This is a genomic window from Klebsiella sp. K47, from assembly GCF_051858335.1.
Lineage (GTDB): Bacteria > Pseudomonadota > Gammaproteobacteria > Enterobacterales > Enterobacteriaceae > Klebsiella > Klebsiella pneumoniae.
This window is the reverse complement of record NZ_JBPYUI010000035.1, coordinates 19,399-41,029: the sequence shown is the minus strand read 5'-3', so window position 1 is coordinate 41,029 and position 21,631 is coordinate 19,399. Positions and strand designations below refer to the sequence as shown.

Sequence of the window (21,631 nt, the reverse complement as noted above, 5' to 3'; positions counted from 1 at the left end):
TCCCCTGCTCTACCGACTGAGCTATCCGGGCAACGGGGCGCATTAAACCGTAATCCGCCCACCCCGTCAACCAAATTTCTTAAATTACTTATCGATTGCTTATCTTTGCGGCAATTCTGCGTTCAAAGGCGCGTTTTGGCTTAACTTCACTGCATGCCGTTATCGCCCTCGCGGGTTTTCCAGCCGCTGGTAATGGCGATAACGTGGCGTAGTCCGGAGATGAGATAATCGCCAATGACCTCCTCGTCCTCACGCGGCGAGCTCAGGGTAATTTCCGCATCCACGCCGTGGCGATAGGCGCCATGATGGCTGAAAATGGTGCCGATATAACACTTCCCGTTCAGCCAGACCGGAATATAGGCCACCGTCTCATAGATATAGTTAACGGCGACGCCGCTGTAGTAGTTATCCGCCTCGTCAGCGGAGGTGCCCGGCGGGATGGGGCAGATCGGCGCGTCGTTGTCGCTGGCGGGTCTGTCTTTCAGCAGGCTGCCCTGCATTACCTCCAGCGAGCGCAGCAGGTCCGCTTTATCGCCGTCGCTCAGGCTGGGGGTCAGCGGCTGGTCTTTCTCCGGGGAGCGGATGCTGTTCAGCGTATAGCGATAGCGAACCGTCACCGCGGGCGTCTGGCTGGTGGTGCTGAACGGGCGTAGCAGGTAGAGGTTATCTTCGCCAAACTGGCCATTGTACCACAGGGCATACACCTGGCCGTTGATTTTGACCCAGTGGTTCCACTGGTTAGCCCCGCGGCCATTAATGGAAAAGAGAGCGCCGGGCACCCCGGCATCGAAATCATCACCATTATCACTGTCGCTGCCGTTGACGGCGGCAAAATCATCATCACCTCGCTTGAGCACCCCGGTGTAGCTGAAGAGCCCGGTGCCGCCCACGTAGCTGTCGATGATCAGGTCGCGTTTGCCGTCGCCGTCGAGGTCGATAAGGGTAAAGCTGACTTTGCCGTTTTCTGAATCCGCGCTAATCGAGGAGCGCAGAAACGCCTGCCACTCATCATCGCTGATATCCGGGGACGGTTTACTGGTCGTGATCAGCGTATCGTCGGCGTAAGTGAGCGTGAAGTCGGTAATATGGCCGGTTAACGGAAACTGCTCGGCGACCTTATTCAGCGACAATTCTGGATCGCTTTTTTGCGCTTTCAACACTGCGTTATACAACGTGCGCAGAGCCAGGTTATCCGCCTCTTTCTGCTGCCTGGGGATCACCTGGCTGACAAAGGTCGGCAGCATCCAGGTGCCACCCGGGGTGATTTCCCGACACATACCGGTGCTGTACTTCAGGCTCGGGGTAAAGGTTTTACCATCCCAAACGCGCGTCTCGCCGGTGACGCAGTCGGCCATGCCCCGTTCTTTGTGCAAAAAGACGATAGCGCCGTCGGCGTAGCTGGAGGCTTCGGTAGTGAGCAGCCGCGGTTTGCTCAACTGGGCGTTATCGACCAGCCACAGGGCGTAACCGTCGTTATAGGGCGCTCGCCAGCAGAGCGCCTGCGCCAGAGAATGGGTTTTATCCAGCGCGGTCAGCGTGATCTGGCGATCTGCCGCCGGAATGGCCTGATTCTGCCAGTCGTCGCAGCGCTGGTTCAGCAGCGGCGTCAGGATGGGCAGCAGTTTCTGGCGCTGAAGCATACTCAACGGCACTGGCTGCGCGTTATGGAGAACCGGGGCGGCGATAATTTCCGGGGCGGGAGTGGCTGGCAAAATGGCATCGTCGCCGGCATCGCCTTTATCCAGCAGCGCATCGGCGGTGCCGGTGCGTCGCTGAAACGCATCCATTTTACCCAGCACCTCGCGGCTGCCGGCGCTGGAAAGCGGCAGGTGCTGGCCGTTAAGGGTGAATTCGATTTTGCGCTGATTCGTTAACGCCTGTAGCAGGGCGGTGGTCTGATCGCTGTCGAGGCGAAAGTGGCTGTCGTCGAGAGCGTCCAGCGCGCCAAAATCCCGGTCGTCGATCAGCAGGCTGGCGGTGGAGTCGGCGGGGATATCGTGCTCGATTTGCGCAAAGGTTACCGTGGCGGTGAGGTGCTGTTCGCTGCCCGCGTTGCGGGTCAACAGCACGCTGACCTCACCCATGCGGACGCCGTAACCCGCCGCCCGGCAGGCGCCGGTATTATCGCAGGCGAGCTCCCAGTCTTTTTGTGCAAAGGAAAAACCTTGCAGGGGAGCCGCCAGCAGGGGCGTAGAGCAGAGGCCCAGCCAGGCAGCCCAGAAGAACGCGCGCATATCAATCCCTGTCAGCAATCAGTGAGGGGGAAATTATAGGCGCGACGTGGCGGTTAGGATATCAGAATTAGGTCAAGGCGCCGCCCATACGGCACTGGGCGAAGCGTAGAATATCTTCAGCCAGCCGCCGGGCGGTATCCACATCCGTCTGGCTACGTTTGACCAGCAGACGGCTCAGACAGCCCTCGACAATCAGCTCCATCTGCTTGGCGACCATTTCCGGGTCATCCACCTCCAGCTGAGTCAGCAGCTCGTGAGTGTAGGCCAGCGAAGCCTGCTTCTGCTGTTCCGCCAGCTGGTGAATGGGGTGCTGAGGATCCGGGTAGAAGGTGCAGGCGGCGATAAACAGGCAGCCCGGGTACCGCTGGTTGCTTACGCAGGTGGTGAGTGCGGCATAGCGTGCCAGCAGCTTTTGCTCTGCGCTTAAGGTCTCGTCCAGCAGGAGCTGACGACGCCAGGCATCCACCTGCTGGCTCAGATAGCGAAGCGCGTCGTACAGCAGCGCTTCGCGGTCAGGCCAGAAGCGTTTCAGGTCGCTCGTCGGGCAGGACACGCGCTCAGCGACCATCTCCAGCGACGTGTTGGCGATACCTTCAATTTCAAGAATCTTAATGGCTTCTGCCAGGACGTCTTCACGTAGCACGGTGTTCTCCTCCATCTTTCCTCCTAAAGTGTCGCTCACGCTTGCCAATCGCGCAAATGGGCGCTGAATGCCGCGGCATCCATAAAGCCGGTGACTCGCCGCTCAGGCTGTTCCTGACCCTCAGCGTTGAAGAACAGGATCGTTGGCAGACCCAGCACCTGCAGGTGTTTCAGCAGCGCGACGTCTTGCGGGCTGTTCTTCGTCACATCAACCTGTAATAACACGGAGCCTTTCAGCGCCTGCTGCACGTCAGGTGAACTAAAGGTGTATTTTTCAAACTCTTTGCAGGCCACGCACCAGTCGGCGTAAAGATCGAGCATCACCGGTTGACCTTTCGCCTGCGCCAGCGCCTGGTCAAGCTCGGCCACCGAGCTGACGCGGGTGAAAGCCAGGTGCGCCTGCTGCTCGGCCGCCGTGGCGCCAAACGCCCAGTCCTGCAGAGGCCGCGCGCTGACCAGCGCGGCGGCAAGCAGAATGATCTGTACCAGCCGCATCCACGGCCGGGTAGCGCCCAGAGAGGTGATAAACGCCCAGCTGAAGAAGGCGACACCGAGCATTGACCACAGCCGTAACCCCCACTGGTCGCCGAGTATGCGTTCCAGCAGGAAGACGGGCAGGGCAAGGATCACAAACCCGAAGGCGGTTTTCACATGGCTCATCCACGGGCCGCTTTTCGGCAACAGGCGATTGCCAAACACGGTCACAAGGATCAACGGCAGACCCATGCCCAGCGCGTAAAGGTACAGCGTGCCGCCGCCCAGCCACAGATTACCGCTCTGGGCGATATACAACAGAATGGCGCTTAGCGGCGCGGTGGTGCAGGGGGAGCAGATCAGCCCGGCAATAGCGCCCATCGCAAAGACCCCGCCGGGCGAGCCGCCCTGGCGCTTATTGCTGAGCAGCGTCAGCCGGGTCTGCAGCGACGACGGCAGCTGCAGCGTGAACAGGCCGAACATGGAGAGCGCCAGCAGTATAAACACCGCCGACAGGCCGACCAAGACATACGGGTGCTGCAGGGCCGCCTGGAACTGCAGCCCGGCGGCGGCTACCACCAGCCCCAGCGCGGTATAGGTCAGGGCCATCCCCTGGACGTAAATAAAGGCCAGCAGCAGGGCGCGCGCGGTGGAAAGCCGCTGTTTTCCGCCCAGCACGATGCCCGAAATCAGCGGGTACATCGGCAGCACGCAGGGGGTGAAGGCGATACCAATGCCAATCAGCAGCGCCCACAGGGCGGTGAAGGGCAGACGAGCGGGGACGTCTGCTGGCGGCGCCATGGCGTTCTCCTCCATCGGGCGCGGCTCAACCGGCAGCGGCGGATTGAAGGCCGGGCGATGGTTCAGCGACAACACGGGCGCGGCGGCGGTTGGCTGAGCGTCGTTTGAGGCCGCCCGCACGGCGCTCAGCGGGATCACTTTAGTCTCCGGCGGATAACAGAATCCGGCATCGGCGCAGCCCTGCCAGGTGACGGTGAGAGTAGCCTCTTTGTCCGCCTCCTTCACCGTCACCGGCACGGTCAGGCGTTGGCGAAAGGTCTCGCTTTTGCCGTAAAACTCATCTTCATGCCACTCTCCCGCCGGCAGCGCCGGTTCGTCGATCGTCGCCCCGGCGGCGCTGAAGGTAAGCTGTTGACGATAAAGATAATAACCATCCTTGATTTGCCAGCTCAGGTTGACGTCATGCTGTTGCTGCTGAAAGTCAAAGGCGAAAGCTTGATCAGCAGGCACGAAGTTCGAGCGCCCCGGCGCGTCGAATAACCCGGCGGTGGCTGATGTGCTGCACAGCAGCAGGATCAGCGTAATGATGCGGTAAGCCATGAGAGGTAATCGTTGTCTCCATGCGTGACGGGTAGAACCAGCAGTTCTGGGGTTTGATACGGGTGGTGTGACTTCAGGCAGTCCAGCAGCGCCTGCTGATGGGCAAGGTCAGTTTTGAGTAGCATCTGCACTTCATACTCCTGCTCGAGTTTCCCTTCCCAGTAATACAGAGAGGTGGCTCCCGGCAGCAGCGTAGCGCAGGCTGCCACCTTTTCCGCCAGCGCTTTTGCCGCCAGATCCTGGGCGGTCGCTTCGTCCGGCGCGGTACAGAGCACAACAACAGCATCAGGCGTAGTCATCATGAACCTCGTATCAGCGAAAAGAGGCACTATAACACGCAAGATGCGGGGATATTAGCGTAACGAGCGGGGAAAGTGAGGGCAACGGAAGGCGGGCCCGTAGTGGGCCCGCCGCCAGCGGTATTTACAGCATAATCCCGCCAAAGATAAAGCCGAGGATCACGCACAGCGTGATAGCGATAACGCCGGGGATCAGGAAGGCGTGGTTAAAGACATATTTACCAATGCGGGTTGAGCCGGTGTCGTCCATCTCTACCGCCGCCAGCAGGGTTGGGTAGGTCGGCAGAACGAACAGCGCCGAGACCGCGGCAAACGAGGCGATAGCCGTCAGCGGGCTGACGCCCAGCAGCAGCGCGGCAGGCATCAACGCCTTGGTGGTGGCTGCCTGCGAGTAGAGCAGCGTGGCGGCGAAAAACAGTACCACCGCCAGCAGCCATGGGTAATTATGCAGCAGATCGCCGGCCACGGCCTGGATGTCGCTGATATGCGCTTTAACGAAGGTATCTCCCAGCCAGGCGACGCCGAGGACGCAGACGCAGGCGCTCATCCCGGACTTAAAGGTGCTGGCGTTGAGCACTTCGCCGGTGTCGATTTTACAGGTGATGCTAATCAGGGTGGCGATGGTCAGCATAAATACCACGATCGCCTCGTTACGCGGCAGCACCGGGTTCTTAATCAGGCCGACGGTATCGCTGATGGCCGTGGCGTAGAACATCACCGCCACGATGCCGATCAAAAACAGCAGAACGGAACGTTTGGCGTGCGGCTGCAGCTCAAATACCTGGCTGCCGCGCAGTCTGACTTCCCCCTTGGCCAGCCGCTCCTGGTAAACCGGATCGTCTTTCAGTTCGCAGCCGAGGAAGTTGCAGACGATAGCGGTGAGCATCACCGCCAGCAGCGTGACCGGAATACAGATGGCCAGCAGCGTCAAATAGCTAACGCCCAGCGGTTCAAGGATACCTGCGAAAAAGACCACTGCGGCGGAAATGGGCGAGGCGGTGATCGCTATCTGGGAGGCCACTACCGCAATCGACAGTGGACGAGACGGACGAATGCCTTGCTCTTTGGCAACTTCGGTGATCACCGGCAGCGTGGAGAAGGCGGTATGGCCGGTGCCAGCGAGCACGGTCATAAACCAGGTCACCAGCGGGGCAAGGAAGGTAATGTACTTCGGGTGGCGGCGCAGCATCCGTTCGGCGAGGCTGACCAGGTAATCCATCCCGCCGGCGACCTGCATGGCGGCGATAGCGGCAATCACCGCCATAATGATTTCAATAACGTCGAAGGGGATCGCACCCGGTTTAATTTGAAAAATAAGCGTCAGGACAAGGACGCCAAGGCCACCGGCAAAGCCGATACCGATGCCGCCGAGCCGGGCGCCGAGATAAATCGCCAGCAGGACAATAACCAGTTCTGCACCAAACATATATGCCTTCCTTGTTTTTTAACAAGTTGATATTGAATTGTTGTATTTTAGTAAAACCAAAAAGCAAAAAAGGCATGTCATCGCTGACATGCCTTTGAATGACTAACCTGAAAGATTACTGTTCGCTTTCATCGGTATAACGCTTTGCTTTATAAGCGGGATGCATCAGGTTTTGCGCAGAGAAAATATCATCCAACTCCGCCGCCGTCAGCAGTCCGCGCTCCAGCACCACTTCCCGTACGCTCTTGCCGGTTTCGGCACAGATCTTGCCGACGATATCGCCATTGTGGTGGCCAATAAACGGGTTGAGGTAGGTGACGATGCCGATGGAGTTGTAGACGTAGCCTTCACATACCGCTTTATTGGCGGTGATGCCGTTAACGCATTTCTCCAGCAGGTTGTAGCAGGCGTTGGTCAGGATATGAATCGACTCGAACATCGCCTGGCCGATCACCGGCTCCATCACGTTCAACTGCAGCTGACCGGCTTCGGAGGCCATGGTCACAGTGGTATCGTTGCCGATAACTTTGAAGCAGACCTGGTTGACCACCTCCGGCACCACCGGGTTAACCTTCGCCGGCATGATTGAAGAGCCAGCCTGCAGCTCAGGCAGGTTGATTTCGTTGAGGCCCGCGCGCGGACCGGAAGAGAGCAGGCGCAGGTCGTTACAGATCTTTGACAGTTTCACCGCCAGGCGTTTCAGCGAGCTGTGAACCATAACGTACGCCCCGCAGTCCGAGGTGGCTTCAATCAGATCTTCCGCCGGGACGACCGGTAAGTTGCTTACTTCAGCCAGCTTCTGCACCGCCAGCTGTTGATAGCCGTCCGGGGTGTTGAGGCGAGTACCAATGGCGGTGGCGCCGAGGTTCACCTCCAGCAGCAGCTCCGCAGTGCGCAGAATGCTTTTGGTCTCTTCATTAAGCAGCACATTGAAGGCATGGAACTCCTGGCCGAGGGTCATCGGCACCGCGTCCTGCAGCTGGGTGCGGCCCATTTTGAGGATGTCCTGGAACTCCACGGCTTTCGCCTGGAAGCCTTCGCCCAGCTGTTTAATCGCATCGATTAACTTAAGGATGGAGGCATACACCGCAATGCGGAACCCGGTGGGGTAAGCATCGTTGGTGGACTGGCATTTGTTGACGTGATCGTTTGGGTTCAGGTACTGGTATTCGCCTTTCTGGTGGCCCATCAGCTCAAGGCCAATGTTCGCCAGGACTTCGTTGGTGTTCATGTTTACGGAGGTACCGGCCCCGCCCTGGAAGACATCGACCGGGAACTGGTCCATGCATTTGCCGTTATTCAGGACTTCGTCACAGGCGGCAATAATCGCATTTGCCGCGCTTTTGGGAATGGTCTGCAGCTCCTTGTTCGCCAGCGCGGCGGCTTTCTTAACCATGACCATGCCGCGCACGAATTCTGGTATGTCGCTGATTTTGCTGTTGCTAATGTAGAAGTTTTCAATCGCTCGCAGAGTATGAACGCCGTAGTAAGCGTCCGCGGGAACTTCCCTGGTGCCCAACAGATCTTCTTCGATACGAATGTTGTTTAACATGTGAACCTTCTTTTCAAGCTGCCAATGAATTCACCAAACACACAGAATATCCAGTATTCAGTATATTTTCTGGCCGACGATTATTTCCTTAACCGGCCCGGTGCCCAAGATCATATGCTGATGATAGCGAATATCAGTAAGCTTGATCACTTATTACATTGCGGGTATGAGAAGATTTATTAATCTGTGAAATGGGTCACCGCTTTCTTATTCCTGAGAAAAATAAGCCTTTCCGCTGATTGAAAAGCCGCTCAGCATCCCCATGTTAGTGGGATGCGATCAGCAAATTGATGATTACGGGCGCTGAACGCAGCGCCCGTTGATGAAGGAGACGCCGGTGCGTTGGATTCCGTTTATTGCTTTTTTTCTTTACGTTTACATTGAGATATCGATCTTTATCCAGGTTGCGCACGTGCTGGGCGTCTTTATGACCCTGATCCTGGTGATCTTTAGCTCGGTGGTAGGGATGTCGCTGGTGCGTAACCAGGGCTTCAAAAACTTCCTGCTGATGCAGCAGAAGATGGCCGCGGGCGAGAGCCCGGCGGCGGAGATGATCAAGAGCGTATCGCTGATTATCGCTGGTCTGCTGCTGTTGCTCCCGGGGTTCTTTACCGACTTCCTCGGCCTGCTGCTATTGCTGCCGCCGGTGCAAAAGCATTTGACGATGAAGCTGATGCCGCACCTGCGCTTCAGCCGGATGCCGGGCGGCGGCTTTAGCGCCGGAACTGGCGGCGGAGAGACCTTCGAAGGGGAATTCCAGCGCAAAGATGAGCAGCGCGACCGTCTGGACCATAAGGACGATCGCCGCGATTAACATTCCCCCGGCCCGGTCAGCAGATGCGACCGGGCCGCTTTCTTTGCAGGCCTACACGCTTCCCGTCGCCAGCTTGCGCCTGGGTAAAAACAGCCACAGCCCCGCCAGCATCACCAGCGCGTACAGGCTTTTCCAGCCGACCATCGCCAGCAGCAGCAGACAGAGAATGCTGCCCACCACCGCCAATAGCCGATAGCGACCGCGCAGCAAACGACAACCCGCCAGCATGCACAGCAGATAGATCATGATGAAAATGCCATTGGCGTAAACGATCAGCGCGTCCAGATTGATATCGAGCAGATAGATGCCAAGGGTGCTAAATACGCAGGATCCCAGCACGGCGTTGAGGGCGTTGCGCGGGATCTGCCGTGGCGACAGCCTTGCGAGGTAGCTGTGTGGCTTATGCTGCGCTTGCGACCAGACCAGGCGGGCAAAGCTTTGAATATAGATGTTGAGGCTGGCGAAACAGGCGAGATAGCCGATGACGCAGGCTACCCACAGCGCTTCGACGCCGAACAGACGGACCACGATATTCGGTAATGACGCCGCCGCCGCCATCTCCTCGCCAAAGGCGTGGAAGTGCAGCACCAGCACGGTGCAGGCCCAGTAGACCGAGCCGGCAAGCAGCAGGCCTATCATCAGCGCCCTGGGGAAATCACGCTCGGGATGTTTAAACTCCGAGGCGAGATGCGCGAAGGCTTCCAGACCGACAAAGCACCAGAACATCACCGACAGCGCCGAAAAGAGCTGCCCGCGGTCAATCTCCGCCGGGGCCGGGAAGGGGATCTGCGCCGGGCTTATCCCGCCGCGCCACCAGACTACGACGATCAGCGCCACAATCAGTACGGCAACCAACGTCTGCAGGTTGGCGCTGGAGCTGGCGCCACGCGAACCGACCCACCAGACGATGGCCAGGGTGCCCAGCTCCGCCAGCAGCAGCTGCGCATCATGCCAGCCGAACAGCGCCTGGCCAAAACCGGTGGCGATGTGCAGGGCGGCGGGGAGTCCGACCGGGATAACCGATAAAAACAGCCAGCCGGTGACGCTGGCCAGACGTGGCCCAAAGGCCATATCGACAAAGTGGGCCACGCCGCCCGCGCTGGGAAAATGGCGGCCGAGCAGGGCGAAGACGATGGCAATCGGGAAAACAAGGAGAATGAGCAGCGGCCATGCCCACAGGCTGTTATCGCCAGCGACCAGCGCCGCCAGCGCCGGGACGGCGAAGACGCCGGTACCCAGCAATGAGGTGGAAAGCAACCCAACTCCCTGTCCCAGCCCTAACTCCTGTTTTAAACCACTCATGATTCAATCCTGCGCCAGTGAAAAAAAAGAGAGTATCACAATCGCTTTTCCTTATGACCGATTGCCTGACATGGCCGCTTTTTGTGCGCCAGCGCAAAGGTAAAAATTTTTTTTAATTTTGCCCTTGAAGCCGGAAATGGCCATCCCCATCTCTCTCTGCACTAGCCGGTAAACCGCGTTCGGCCCGGCGTCACCCATAACTGATAATGACTTTCTCGAAGGAGAGCTATCAATGAGTATTCGTCCGTTACATGATCGTGTGATCGTCAAACGTAAAGAAGTTGAAACCAAATCTGCGGGCGGCATCGTTCTGACCGGTTCTGCAGCAGCTAAGTCAACTCGTGGCGAAATCATCGCTGTCGGTAAAGGCCGCATCCTGGAAAACGGGACCGTGCAGCCGCTGGACGTTAAAGTTGGTGACATCGTGATTTTCAACGATGGCTACGGCGTGAAGACTGAAAAGATCGACAACGAAGAAGTACTGATCATGTCCGAAAGCGACATCCTGGCAATTGTTGAAGCTTAATTCGCACGACCCTGAACGAATTTGAGGAATAAAAGAAATGGCAGCAAAAGACGTAAAATTCGGTAACGACGCTCGTGTAAAAATGCTGCGCGGCGTAAACGTACTGGCAGATGCAGTTAAAGTGACCCTGGGCCCGAAAGGCCGTAACGTAGTTCTGGACAAATCCTTCGGCGCGCCGACCATCACCAAAGATGGTGTTTCCGTTGCACGTGAAATCGAACTGGAAGACAAGTTCGAAAACATGGGCGCGCAGATGGTGAAAGAAGTTGCCTCTAAAGCGAACGACGCGGCAGGCGACGGTACCACCACCGCAACCGTACTGGCTCAGGCTATCGTGAACGAAGGCCTGAAAGCTGTTGCAGCAGGCATGAACCCGATGGATCTGAAACGCGGTATCGACAAAGCGGTACTGGCTGCAGTAGAAGAGCTGAAAGCGCTGTCCGTTCCGTGCTCTGACTCCAAAGCTATCGCTCAGGTAGGTACCATCTCCGCTAACTCCGACGAAACCGTCGGTAAACTGATCGCGGAAGCGATGGATAAAGTTGGCAAAGAAGGCGTGATCACCGTTGAAGACGGTACCGGTCTGGAAGACGAACTGGACGTAGTTGAAGGTATGCAGTTCGACCGCGGCTACCTGTCTCCGTACTTCATCAACAAGCCGGACACCGGTGCCGTTGAGCTGGAAAGCCCGTTCATCCTGCTGGCTGACAAAAAAATCTCCAACATCCGCGAAATGCTGCCGGTTCTGGAAGCCGTAGCGAAAGCTGGCAAACCGCTGGTCATCATCGCTGAAGACGTTGAAGGCGAAGCGCTGGCGACCCTGGTGGTTAACACCATGCGCGGCATCGTTAAAGTGGCTGCGGTGAAAGCACCGGGCTTCGGCGACCGTCGTAAAGCTATGCTGCAGGACATCGCTACTCTGACTGGCGGTACCGTTATCTCTGAAGAGATCGGTATGGAGCTGGAAAAAGCGACTCTGGAAGACCTGGGCCAGGCGAAACGCGTGGTTATCAACAAAGACACCACCACCATCATCGATGGCGTTGGCGAAGAATCCGCAATCCAGGGCCGTGTAGCTCAGATCCGTAAGCAGATCGAAGAAGCGACCTCCGACTACGATCGTGAAAAACTGCAGGAACGTGTCGCTAAACTGGCTGGCGGCGTGGCAGTAATCAAAGTCGGTGCGGCTACCGAAGTTGAAATGAAAGAGAAAAAAGCACGCGTCGACGACGCCCTGCACGCAACCCGTGCTGCGGTTGAAGAAGGCGTGGTGGCTGGCGGCGGCGTAGCGCTGGTTCGCGTTGCGGCGAAACTCGCTGGCCTGACCGGTCAGAACGAAGATCAGAACGTCGGTATCAAAGTTGCGCTGCGCGCAATGGAAGCGCCGCTGCGTCAGATCGTTTCCAACGCCGGTGAAGAGCCGTCTGTTGTGGCAAACAACGTGAAAGCAGGCGAAGGTAACTACGGTTACAACGCAGCAACTGAAGAATACGGCAACATGATCGACTTCGGTATCCTGGACCCAACCAAAGTCACCCGTTCTGCACTGCAGTACGCGGCTTCCGTGGCTGGCCTGATGATCACCACCGAGTGCATGGTGACCGACCTGCCGAAAGGCGACGCGCCTGACTTAGGTGCTGCTGGCGGCATGGGCGGCATGGGCGGTATGGGCGGCATGATGTAATCGTGCGCTCTACGGCATAAAAAAGCAGAAACCCCTGGCCAGCAATGGCTGGGGGTTTTTCTTTTGGCGCGCTTTTTAGTATAAGGCTTATACATAAAAATCATTTAAGCTGCATCAGAGCGGCAAGCACCTCCGTTTCGGTAGCGACCTGGTAAGCGCAGCCGGGGAGGGAATGAACGCGGCTCATGCCGACGCAGTTTGAAGGATGACAGATTTACATCCGGGCCAGTGCGTCCAGCTCATCGATCATGGGGAATAACATGCAGGTAAAATATTTAGCAGGGATTGTCGGCGCAGCCTTACTGTTGGCAGGTTGCAGTTCCAGCAATGAATTAACCTCTGCCGGCCAGAATGTGCGTTTCGTGCAGGAGAAGCCGGGCGCAGAATGTCAGCTGTTAGGGACCGCGACGGGTAAACAGAGCAACTGGCTCTCCGGCCAGAATGGCGATGAGGGCGGTTCCATGCGCGGTGCGGCGAACGCCTTGCGTAACCAGGCAGCAGCAATGGGTGGCAACGTGATTTACGGCGTCAGCAGCCCGACACAAAACCTGTTGTCGAGCTTTGTACCTACCGACAGCGAAATGAACGGCCAGGTTTATAAGTGCCCGAACTGATGCGTGACGCCTCTCTCTGCGAGCGCAGAGAGAGGCGTGGTCGTTAGATGAGGATCAGGCGTTAAGCTCCGCTTTCTTCTCCAGATAGAAGGCGTGCAGAGGACGCAGGCACTCTTCCAGACTGAGCATTCTTCCCGGCTGGGAAGGGATGACAGTACTGAAGATCTGGCATGGCGCCAGCTCCGCGTGCATCGCCTTGAGCTTGGGGCTTTTCTCGATAATCCGCGTCACAACGTTATTTTCCAGTTCTGATAAATGCGGCGCGCTGGTTTTGACCACCGCTCCGGAGACAATTTTCTTGCCTTCGTCTGTCTCGCAGCAGTACAGCACGCCCAGATAATGGGAAAACAGGTTTAGCTTCCAGTCTTCCTGGGGATACTGCTGGTAATCGATATTGGGCTGAGTGGTTAAGTCGACGGTATAGCACATTAAAAAATCCATATTTGAACTTAAATACTGAACCAGTTCCTGGTCGCCGACTGTTTTTAATGCTTGTTGAATACCGATAATTAATGCTTCGATTTGCAGATCGTCAATACATAAAGTACTAATTTGTTCATCCTGAAATACAAGAATTAACGTTGACTGTGTTTCGCCAGGTTTGAGCGTAATGGACATGATTCGCCGCTCAGGGGATGGTTGCTGTATTTCAGCCGTCTCAACCTGAGGAATATTGGCAACAAGTGCCTCATTATACGTGATAAGCTCATCTTTATAGGCCTCTCCCTGGTTTTCAAGCCGCTGGAAAATCACAGCCATTCTGCTCTGCAGTATCAGGAGCAGATCAGCTAGCACCGGTGCCTGAAGATAGTAAATCTCGCAAAAGCCATTTTCCTTCTTAACTTTCAGCAGCAACGCTAAAAATCGCTCTTCAAAGGTAATTCCTGCGGTATTAAAACCTATAAACGTTCCTTGCATATTCTTCTCCTTTATTAAGCAGTAGTCACCGACTTCGATTGTGAGAGATCGATAACACGATCGGCGGATGCAATGGTCGATGGTCGATGCGCGACGATAATGCGGGTGATACTTAGCGCTGAAATAGACTGATTGATAACCGACTCATTTCTGAGGTCAAGATGGCCGGTAGCCTCATCCATGAATAAAATACTCGGTTTGCGATACAGTGCGCGGGCGATCAGGATACGCTGCTTTTGCCCACCTGAAATACCCAGCCCAAGTTCGCCGACAATGGTTTCGTATCCCATAGCCATCTTCATAATTTCATCATGAATGTTGCACCGTCTGGCACACTCCATCACAAAATCAAGATCGGCGCTATCATCGAAGCCACTTATATTATCAATAAGGGAGCCGGAAAAGAGACGGTCTTCCTGGAGTACGCAGGCGATACCAAGACGATAGTTATTCAAACCAATCTTTTTAATCTCCAGATTATCCGCCAGTATTTCGCCGGAATCCGGCGAGAGCAGTCCGCACATAACTTTTAATAGTGTGGTTTTCCCTACGCCAGATGGGCCAATTAACGCAACTGATTCTCCAGGAGCAACGGTTATGTTCAAATTTGTAAAGATGGGTTGTGAAAAAGGATCGTATTGATAACTAAGATTTCTCACTTCGAGTTTTACGCCAGTGTTTTCCGTAAAAACACGCCGCGATGGAAGTTCTTTTTCTGGTTCACTAAATGCTATTTCTGATAGACGTTCGTTGTGCAGTGAGAGCATACGAAGCTGCATCACCAAATCAATGAGATTCGATGCACGTTGAGAAAACTGACCCCGATAGGCGTTAAATGCCATAAACATACCGAGCGTCATCTCATTATCAATTACCATAATGGCACCCAACCACAGTACCACTACCTGATCGATTGAGGTGATAAAGGTATTAATGCCACCAAACATCATATCGAATCGAGTTTGCTTTATACCTGCATTGCTGGCGTCAACGTTAAGATTCAGCCAATGCTGTGAGCGACGTTCTTTTAAATTCAGTGCTTTGATCGTAGAAATGCCATAAAGTGACTCCATAAAGTGGGAGTTAGCACGTGCGCCTTTGACGACCTGTTCTTCCGTTACGCGACGATAAAAGCTATAGGTAGCAAAGCGCATAATCGCATAGCAAATGGTAAAGCCGATGACGACCCAGACTAACCAACCACCATATAAGGTCAGCATCACCAATAAACCGATTGTCATTATCGAGTCGATGATGCCGGTAACGATACTATTGGTAAATATTGAGCGAATCGTATCCAAAGACGAGAAGCGAGACTGAATATCACCTAAATGCCTTTTCTCAAAAAAGGATAATGGCAAACTTGTCAGATGATCGAATAACGTCGTTTTCCATTGAATATTTGTCAGGGTATTTAACGTTAACGACGTCCATGCACGTAGTATGCTAATAAACGTGCGGAATAGGGTAAAAAATATCAACCCGATACAGATAACAGACAGTAAGCTTTGGTCGTGAGCCATAATCACATGGTCAGTGACTAGCTGTGTACCAATCGGTAACAGGAGTCCGATAGCTTCTACCACTACAGAGTAAGCAAAGATCTTAATCAGTGCTGATTTTAAACCAACAATTTTATGCATTAAATCCAGCAATCGTAATCGGGATTTTGCTTCTTCTTGCTGGAAGTTATGATCGGGCCAAAGTTCAAGCGCTACACCGGTAAAATTGTTTGACATCTCATTGATGCCAATGATTCTTTTACCCAACGCCGGATCGTGAATAACAAATGCGTTTTTCCTTACCTTTGTAAGAACAACGTAGTGGTTCATCCCCCAGTGGATGATGCAGGGGAGTTTAAGCTGCTTTATTTCATCAAGGTCAAGAGCTAACGCCCGGCTTTTTAAGCCGGCATGCTCTGCAGTTTTGCTTAGAGACATTAGTGAGGAGCCCTGGGAGGGGCTACCAAACCGCTGACGGAAATTAAACAGATCGATATTCAACCCATAAAAACCACAGACCATTGCCAGACAGGCAATTCCACATTCTGATGATTCTGACTGAAGAATAACGGGCGTTTTGTTAACAAGAGAAAAATTTAACTTTGCAACAACAGTTTTGAAAAGTTCGTTAGTCATGGATCGGCCCAGTAATGCTTTGAGTTATCTTATACACAGGGGTAAACATCCACATATAGAGCGGACGCTCTTCCAGGAATACAACAGCTTGAGCCTTGAGGCCATTTGAAAGCGAAAGCGTTTTACCATTATATTCAAAGGTTTTGTTTTCAATTTTCACAATGGTCTTATAGAGCGCCAGTTCCTGCTGGTTTGTGCCGTTCGTAACATTGGTATACTCAGACATTTCTTGTCGAGATGTGGGAACAGAAGATATTGAAAGTATTTTTCCCGGGAATTGACCAAATTTATCTGATGGGAATGCAGCATAACGAATGTTAATTTCATCCCCAGGTTTTACATAAGGTATACTATTGTTAGGTAACCATAAAATAAGATAATACTCTATATCACCGGTAGGTTTTATCTGTGCTAGACTGCTGCCTTTATCAACCATTTGGCCTTTAGTGACGGTCAATGATTCAATACGGCCTTCAGTCGTTGCTTTAATAATAATGTTACCGTTTGCGTTTGATTCAACCAGTTGATTTTTATAATCATTAATCTGGTTTTCTTGTGACGAGATTTGATTGTCAAAATCAGCTATTTTTGTAATTTTATCACTATTGAGCTGAGTGACCTGCGATTCCAGTTGCATTTTCTGACTCACCAGAGACTGGTAAGTGCTTTGTTGTTGAAAATACAAAGAGTGTTGATAGTTATATTGGTCTTTGGTAATCAGTCCGTCACTTAAATACTTATCATAGCTGGATAGATTATCATGCATTTTCTTTAATCCAGCCTGGGCGTTAGCCAACATGCGATTAGTTTCTTTTAACGAATCATTGATTGTTTTTAACTGCTTCTCTAAAGAAATGGTTGTTTCTTCTTTATTATGATTCAGTTTTGAAATGATATCTTCAGCATTTGCGATCTTTTCATTAATGACCTCTATTTGTACCGCACTAACATTACCCGTTGTGGTGTTCCGGGAAATGTCGATCTCATATAACGGCTGGCCTTTGGTCACAATATCGCCGACTTTTACATATTGGGAGATAACAAAGCCTTGCTGCGGGGCATAAACGTTGACAGAGTGAGGTAGAGTAATGACCTCTCCCTGAACGTCGATTCTCTGGGTAAAGGAGCAAAATACTGTGGTGGCTATCAGGATCGCAAGAAAAGCAAAAGAGAGTAATGCAACAAGCCATGCTGGAAGCCCTGCGAGCAGCAGTGCCTTTCCTTTCCAGTGATGCTTTTTATACTCAATCGCTTCCTTGCGATAGATTTTTTTTAACATAGTTATCGCTTAAATTATAAAATGAAAAGGCCCGATACGTCAGGCCTTAATTACTAATGAATGCTTGTCAACAAACTGTTGAGCTAATCATTGGCGCGTAAACTTAGTTGCTCCAGAAGTTCAGGGTGCCGTCATAAATAGCATCCATTACGCCCTGAGCATAATCCAGAGTCATATCCCAGCCAACGATACCCGCTGCAATACCAAAGCAAACGCCACCGAGAATAACCCCGGCGATCATCCCTACACCCTGGCCGATTGAGCCGATACCGAAGATACCGCCACTTACGCCACCCCAACGTCCGGCGTACGCTGTACCAAAAATAGCGCCCAGAGAGGCGCCCAGTGCGATAGCGCCAACTTCTTTTGCGGCCCAGGTGACGATATCGGTAAGAGTATCGGTCAGCGCACCGCCAGAAATTTCTTCCATTTCAAATACAGTTAATTGGTGCATGATTAGTCCTTTAACTAAAATTAAAATTATATATTCATTCCAGACCAGAATTTGGTCCGCAGAAAAGATAGTCGTTGCTGTAGTATGAATCAACTCAACTAAATATGAATTGTTGATGAAATTAGAGGTTAATAGTGAATCAAATCTAAACTATTTATAGGTTCATAAAACAGTAACTAATTCAGCAGGTGGTGGCACGCAGCTATTATCGATGTGCTGCAGATATATTGATTTATTCTTGCATTCATATATGACATTTTTTTGGTTGTTGACATAAAAATAAAAAAAGGTGGATATCATTATCCACCTTTTGTAGGGGTATGGAGGTTATACTTTTACTCTTCCTGTATGACAACTTCAAGCATAGCTTTTACATGACCGGAAGAGACTTCAGCGCTATTGTCACTCATGCGATAATAGTCGGCGGTGAAGGTAAAGTTTTGTGATGCCTGTGCCTTGGCGAAGCTATAAGTTTCGGCGTCGTAAAATATTATAGGCTTGTTGTCAATTTTGAAGATAACGCCAACGTTATTTGCGGCTTCGGTTCCAGTTATCATGTTATCGATGATCCCATCCCCGGCAGAACTGGTGCCATTAACAGGGTTAAACCAGTAGTAAAGCTTGTTGCCAACTGAACCTTGTGGGCAAGTCACATCCATTTTGATAGTTTTTTGTGATGGAGTTGTACCTCCTCGAGAAATGGACATTAATGTGTTTTTTTCAATTTTATTCAGGGTGATTTGGCTAGGCCCTGATACTGAAATATCGCAAGAGGTATCTTTATATGAAATAGTCTTGAACTTCAGGGTTGCTGTTAACAAAAGGCGGTCAGCTGCCCTTGGGTTGGTGCTTAAGTTACCTGCTGAGAATTTAAATACCGGGTTTGTACTGGTGCCGGATGTATCGATGACCTGCTTTGTTTTAATTAACCATACCGTCATAAATTTATAATCTTCATTCGATTCTAAAATAGGTACGATTGTAGATTGAGCAACAGCAGGATTAATAGAACCATTTTTGCTGCTCAGAAGATCTGAAAACTGAAAGCCAATTCCATCTATGCCGGTTTCATAGACTGGTTTGCCCCTTATACCCGTGACGCCGGTAACTTCCGGTGCTGTTGATTCAACAATATACTGGTCTCCCATTATTTTGCTGCACTCAAATGTTTTATAATGTCCGGTACCGACTTTTTTAGTATAGAGGACTGTACCCACCGGAATTGTTGGGTCTGTTGCGATTTTAGGACTTATGTTAAACATTGCTTGTCCAGCGGAACCAGAATAATCGCATTTGGCAATTACCTCGCTACAACAGCATAGTAGGGATAAAAAAAGAAGTATTTTTCTCATTCTTTATTGTTCCTTGGTCAATATTAGCGACAAACCGTTTCGATTTGACTGATGCCAGACGCTTTGCCTTCCCTGGCTGGTAAAGTAAAGGAAGCATTGCACTGCTGCGCGGCGCTTTTGCCCCACTGGACGTTAAGGATCCCGGTCTGCTGCAACCCGGACATATAGACCATACCGGCGTCGCTGACGATGCTTGGCTGCGATTTGCTGTCGCCGGCGAGTAGAACCATCGCGCCATAAGGCACGTCCTGACCGCTGGCGGTTTTCAGATGCACAAAGGCCCTCTGGCCGATATTGCCGTCATAATTAGCACGCACGATGGCACCACGGGTCGGCACGACGCTTTGCGTAGTTTCTGGAAGCTCCATATCTTCACCCAGTGAAGTGCTGTCAAGGGTGATGTCGGTACGACGGTAAGGTGTAACGTACGGGACGATAGCGTAACCGCGATAGTCGGTGGAGATGGTGTTATCGTTGGTCAACTTGACGTTATCCAGGCCCGGCGCTTTAACCAGCACGGCGGCGTCAGTGATGTCCTGGCCAAGTGTAATGCCATCGGCATGAGCGACGATGCTGCCGTTGGCGCCGTAGTCAATACGTTGGCTGTTATTGTCATAGCTATAGCCGGCATTAAGGCTGCCGCGGGCACCGTTATAGGTCCCACGCATATCGCCGCTGTAATATTCCCGGTTGCTGTACCCTTGCTGCAGGCTCCATTCCAGGCTGTCGTTATCTAGCCCGACGCCACCAATGGAGACCGACTGATCGGTAGATCCCGGATTGCTGTTGGTTAATTGATAGCTGGTATAGGTACCCGGCAGCCAGTTGCTCAGCGGTAGCGTCACCGTCAGGGTGATGCGCTGATCGTCCTGGGCATCCTTACCTGAGTTATTTCCGCTCCAGGTGTAGCGGTTATAGCTGTAGCCCAGATAGTAGTTCACATTACGGAAACCGCCGTTGTAACCTACGCTAATTGACTTGTTGGTTCGCTTATCGTCCCAGTAATCTTCAATCAACCCGCTTATCGACAGGCTACCGAGGCCTTTACCCAGGCTTTGGTTAACCGTCAGGTTGGTGCGATTGCGCAGTGAGCGAGAGGTATAATTACCGTCATTAGAGTAGCTATCCAGCACCTCCGAGAGGGTATTAAAGCCGCGGGTGGAATAGCGGTAGCCCGCGATGGTGACATTGGTGCCAGTTTCGACAATGTTTTTACCATAACGGACCCGCCAGGACTGTCCTGAGGTCTTTTCATCGTCTTTCTTTTTCGACCATGCCTGGGTGACGTCTGCCGAGGCGGCGCCAAGCTCGCCCAGGTTATAGCCGAGGCCCGTCGACAGCGCCTGGTAGCGCGAGGCCGCCTGCATACCGCCATAAAGCGTCAGGCTGCTGGAGACGCCATAGGTCGCGGTGGCCTGAGTAAATGGCGTTTCATCGACTCCACCATCGTAAGGACGATATTTACCGGAAGTAATCTCATACTCCAGTTGATTTTCACGCACCATGACCGGTAGGGTGGCGAACGGCACAACAAATTCTTGCTTGGATCCGTCGGACTCTTCCACGCTGACGTAAAGGTCGCCGCTACCGCCGCTCGGGTACATATCGGTGATTTCAAATGCCCCGGGTGCCACGTAGGTCTGGTAAACCTGGTAGCCGTTCTGTTTAATGACGACGCGGGCGTTGGTTTTGGCGATACCGCGAATAATCGGCGCATAGCCGCGCATACTTTCCGGCAACATCGTGGTATCGGTGGCCAGCTGAATACCGGTAAACGGCACGCTGTCGAAGATGGTTGAGAGCGATGAACTTTCGCCCATCACCAGGTTACTGTTGATCGAGCGAATACTTCGCTGCATATAGAGATAGGCGGAGTCCCAGTCCCCGGCATCGCCATTGTTTTTATTCCATGTGCTGAGGTTGCGGATACGCCATGGGCCAACGTTGAGGCCAGACTGCAGGTTCAAGCTGTAGTATTCATCATTGGCCTGCATGTCGTTCGAGCCGCTGAACTGGTAGTTCACCAGCAGGGCGTTGATGCCATCATCAAACTGATCCGGTGGGATATATCCCTGCGCGGTGGTGGATAAGGCCGCCTGCGGAATAGAAATATTTAAGCGCTGGGCGGTAAAGTCAAAATCCGCTTTGGTGTCCGGAATGACAGAAAAGTTTGCACAGCCGTTTTGATCCTCGGCTAACTCTGGAAAGGATTTTATCCTTACGCCATATTCCGCGAGAGCTTTTAGACTCAGGCAGGGAACCAGAGCGGGTTCGCGGTTATCGCTGCTGGCGCGATTGTTGGCGACAAACTTTATCGTCCTGGTATCCAGGTAGCGGCCATTAAACATGATATCGACCCGATAATCCCCCGGCGCCTGCGCGTTCTGGGTCTGAAATACGGATAAGTCAGGAGTGGTTGATGGATCGCTACCATTCAATGAGCTAATGAATGAGGGATCGAAAAAGTCACGTGCTTGCGCTTTATTATTCAAACCAGAAAGCAATGCCGGAAGCATTGCAAAGAAGATGGTGGATAGTTTGAATAATCCATTATTCTTATTTGGCATAGACACATCCCTATA

Annotated in this window: 17 protein-coding genes; 4 read left to right on the top strand and 13 right to left on the bottom strand. The window is 52.8% G+C overall.

Annotation, left to right across the window (positions count from 1 at the left end; translation table 11 throughout):
- Positions 1-146 precede the first annotated feature (146 nt).
- From RRF55_RS24300 to aspA, 6 genes are all read right to left on the bottom strand, one after another.
- Positions 147-2,234: a DUF1176 domain-containing protein gene (locus tag RRF55_RS24300; protein ID WP_020325135.1), complete on the bottom strand. Its 2,088-nt coding sequence runs from the start codon at positions 2,232-2,234 to the stop codon at positions 147-149.
- Positions 2,235-2,301: 67 nt separating this feature from the next.
- Positions 2,302-2,877 carry a transcriptional regulator gene (locus RRF55_RS24295; protein ID WP_004218175.1) on the bottom strand — a complete coding sequence of 192 codons (576 nt, stop codon included), beginning with the start codon at positions 2,875-2,877 and terminating at the stop codon, positions 2,302-2,304.
- Between the two features lie 35 nt (positions 2,878-2,912).
- On the bottom strand, positions 2,913-4,691 hold the full coding sequence (locus RRF55_RS24290; RefSeq protein WP_064153599.1) for a protein-disulfide reductase DsbD: 1,779 nt from the start codon (positions 4,689-4,691) through the stop codon (positions 2,913-2,915).
- Positions 4,667-4,990 (bottom strand): divalent cation tolerance protein CutA, encoded by a 324-nt coding sequence (cutA, locus tag RRF55_RS24285; protein WP_002885422.1) that lies wholly within the window; start codon positions 4,988-4,990, stop codon positions 4,667-4,669. The genes RRF55_RS24290 and cutA overlap by 25 nt, the downstream gene beginning before the upstream one ends.
- A gap of 124 nt (positions 4,991-5,114) precedes the next feature.
- Positions 5,115-6,416, bottom strand: coding sequence for an anaerobic C4-dicarboxylate transporter (locus RRF55_RS24280; RefSeq protein WP_002885423.1), 1,302 nt, complete (start codon positions 6,414-6,416; stop codon positions 5,115-5,117).
- Positions 6,417-6,531: 115 nt separating this feature from the next.
- Entirely contained in the window at positions 6,532-7,968 is a 1,437-nt protein-coding gene (gene aspA / locus RRF55_RS24275; protein WP_002885424.1) for an aspartate ammonia-lyase, read from the bottom strand.
- A 337-nt stretch (positions 7,969-8,305) separates the two neighbouring features.
- On the opposite strand from aspA, the gene RRF55_RS24270 reads away from it, so the two are divergent.
- Positions 8,306-8,782: an FxsA family protein gene (locus RRF55_RS24270; RefSeq protein ID WP_002885425.1), complete on the top strand. Its 477-nt coding sequence runs from the start codon at positions 8,306-8,308 to the stop codon at positions 8,780-8,782.
- A gap of 51 nt (positions 8,783-8,833) precedes the next feature.
- Here RRF55_RS24270 and yjeH read toward each other — a convergent pair whose 3' ends face one another.
- The gene (gene yjeH / locus RRF55_RS24265; RefSeq protein ID WP_025368533.1) at positions 8,834-10,084 is read right to left on the bottom strand and encodes an L-methionine/branched-chain amino acid transporter; all 1,251 of its coding nucleotides are present in this window, start codon (positions 10,082-10,084) and stop codon (positions 8,834-8,836) included.
- A gap of 232 nt (positions 10,085-10,316) precedes the next feature.
- Here yjeH and RRF55_RS24260 point away from each other — a divergent pair, with 232 nt between their 5' ends.
- The 3 genes from RRF55_RS24260 (at position 10,317) to RRF55_RS24250 (ending at position 12,908) form a co-directional block, all read left to right on the top strand.
- On the top strand, positions 10,317-10,610 hold the full coding sequence (locus tag RRF55_RS24260) for a co-chaperone GroES (RefSeq protein ID WP_004152420.1): 294 nt from the start codon (positions 10,317-10,319) through the stop codon (positions 10,608-10,610).
- 37 nt (positions 10,611-10,647) lie between these two features.
- Positions 10,648-12,294 (top strand): chaperonin GroEL, encoded by a 1,647-nt coding sequence (groL, locus tag RRF55_RS24255; protein WP_032439114.1) that lies wholly within the window; start codon positions 10,648-10,650, stop codon positions 12,292-12,294.
- A 260-nt stretch (positions 12,295-12,554) separates the two neighbouring features.
- Positions 12,555-12,908 (top strand): DUF4156 domain-containing protein, encoded by a 354-nt coding sequence (locus tag RRF55_RS24250; RefSeq protein WP_004152419.1) that lies wholly within the window; start codon positions 12,555-12,557, stop codon positions 12,906-12,908.
- A 54-nt stretch (positions 12,909-12,962) separates the two neighbouring features.
- On the opposite strand, the gene yjeJ is transcribed toward RRF55_RS24250, so the two are convergent.
- The 6 genes from yjeJ to RRF55_RS24220 form a co-directional block, all read right to left on the bottom strand.
- The gene (yjeJ, locus tag RRF55_RS24245) at positions 12,963-13,826 is read right to left on the bottom strand and encodes a YjeJ family protein (protein ID WP_004177752.1); all 864 of its coding nucleotides are present in this window, start codon (positions 13,824-13,826) and stop codon (positions 12,963-12,965) included.
- A 14-nt stretch (positions 13,827-13,840) separates the two neighbouring features.
- Positions 13,841-15,964: a peptidase domain-containing ABC transporter gene (locus RRF55_RS24240; protein ID WP_439419181.1), complete on the bottom strand. Its 2,124-nt coding sequence runs from the start codon at positions 15,962-15,964 to the stop codon at positions 13,841-13,843.
- Complete coding sequence (locus RRF55_RS24235; RefSeq protein ID WP_004177748.1) at positions 15,957-17,243, bottom strand: HlyD family secretion protein; 1,287 nt, start codon at positions 17,241-17,243, stop codon at positions 15,957-15,959. Before RRF55_RS24235 ends, RRF55_RS24240 begins: the two co-directional genes overlap by 8 nt.
- A gap of 103 nt (positions 17,244-17,346) precedes the next feature.
- On the bottom strand, positions 17,347-17,697 hold the full coding sequence (locus RRF55_RS24230) for a hypothetical protein (protein ID WP_004177746.1): 351 nt from the start codon (positions 17,695-17,697) through the stop codon (positions 17,347-17,349).
- A gap of 335 nt (positions 17,698-18,032) precedes the next feature.
- Entirely contained in the window at positions 18,033-19,049 is a 1,017-nt protein-coding gene (locus tag RRF55_RS24225; RefSeq protein ID WP_004177744.1) for a fimbrial protein, read from the bottom strand.
- A gap of 23 nt (positions 19,050-19,072) precedes the next feature.
- Positions 19,073-21,616 (bottom strand): fimbria/pilus outer membrane usher protein, encoded by a 2,544-nt coding sequence (locus tag RRF55_RS24220; protein WP_023301363.1) that lies wholly within the window; start codon positions 21,614-21,616, stop codon positions 19,073-19,075.
- Between the last annotated feature and the right edge of the window lie 15 nt (positions 21,617-21,631).

Coding starts and splice junctions, on each gene's coding strand:
- RRF55_RS24300 (WP_020325135.1), bottom strand. CDS start 2,234: ATGCGCGCGTTCTTCTGGGCTGCCTGGCTGGGCCTCTGCTCTACGCCC.
- RRF55_RS24290 (WP_064153599.1), bottom strand. CDS start 4,691: ATGGCTTACCGCATCATTACGCTGATCCTGCTGCTGTGCAGCACATCA.
- cutA (WP_002885422.1), bottom strand. CDS start 4,990: ATGACTACGCCTGATGCTGTTGTTGTGCTCTGTACCGCGCCGGACGAA.
- RRF55_RS24280 (WP_002885423.1), bottom strand. CDS start 6,416: ATGTTTGGTGCAGAACTGGTTATTGTCCTGCTGGCGATTTATCTCGGC.
- aspA (WP_002885424.1), bottom strand. CDS start 7,968: ATGTTAAACAACATTCGTATCGAAGAAGATCTGTTGGGCACCAGGGAA.
- yjeH (WP_025368533.1), bottom strand. CDS start 10,084: ATGAGTGGTTTAAAACAGGAGTTAGGGCTGGGACAGGGAGTTGGGTTG.
- RRF55_RS24260 (WP_004152420.1), top strand. CDS start 10,317: ATGAGTATTCGTCCGTTACATGATCGTGTGATCGTCAAACGTAAAGAA.
- groL (WP_032439114.1), top strand. CDS start 10,648: ATGGCAGCAAAAGACGTAAAATTCGGTAACGACGCTCGTGTAAAAATG.
- RRF55_RS24250 (WP_004152419.1), top strand. CDS start 12,555: ATGCAGGTAAAATATTTAGCAGGGATTGTCGGCGCAGCCTTACTGTTG.
- yjeJ (WP_004177752.1), bottom strand. CDS start 13,826: ATGCAAGGAACGTTTATAGGTTTTAATACCGCAGGAATTACCTTTGAA.
- RRF55_RS24240 (WP_439419181.1), bottom strand. CDS start 15,964: ATGACTAACGAACTTTTCAAAACTGTTGTTGCAAAGTTAAATTTTTCT.
- RRF55_RS24235 (WP_004177748.1), bottom strand. CDS start 17,243: ATGTTAAAAAAAATCTATCGCAAGGAAGCGATTGAGTATAAAAAGCAT.
- RRF55_RS24230 (WP_004177746.1), bottom strand. CDS start 17,697: ATGCACCAATTAACTGTATTTGAAATGGAAGAAATTTCTGGCGGTGCG.
- RRF55_RS24225 (WP_004177744.1), bottom strand. CDS start 19,049: ATGAGAAAAATACTTCTTTTTTTATCCCTACTATGCTGTTGTAGCGAG.
- RRF55_RS24220 (WP_023301363.1), bottom strand. CDS start 21,616: ATGCCAAATAAGAATAATGGATTATTCAAACTATCCACCATCTTCTTT.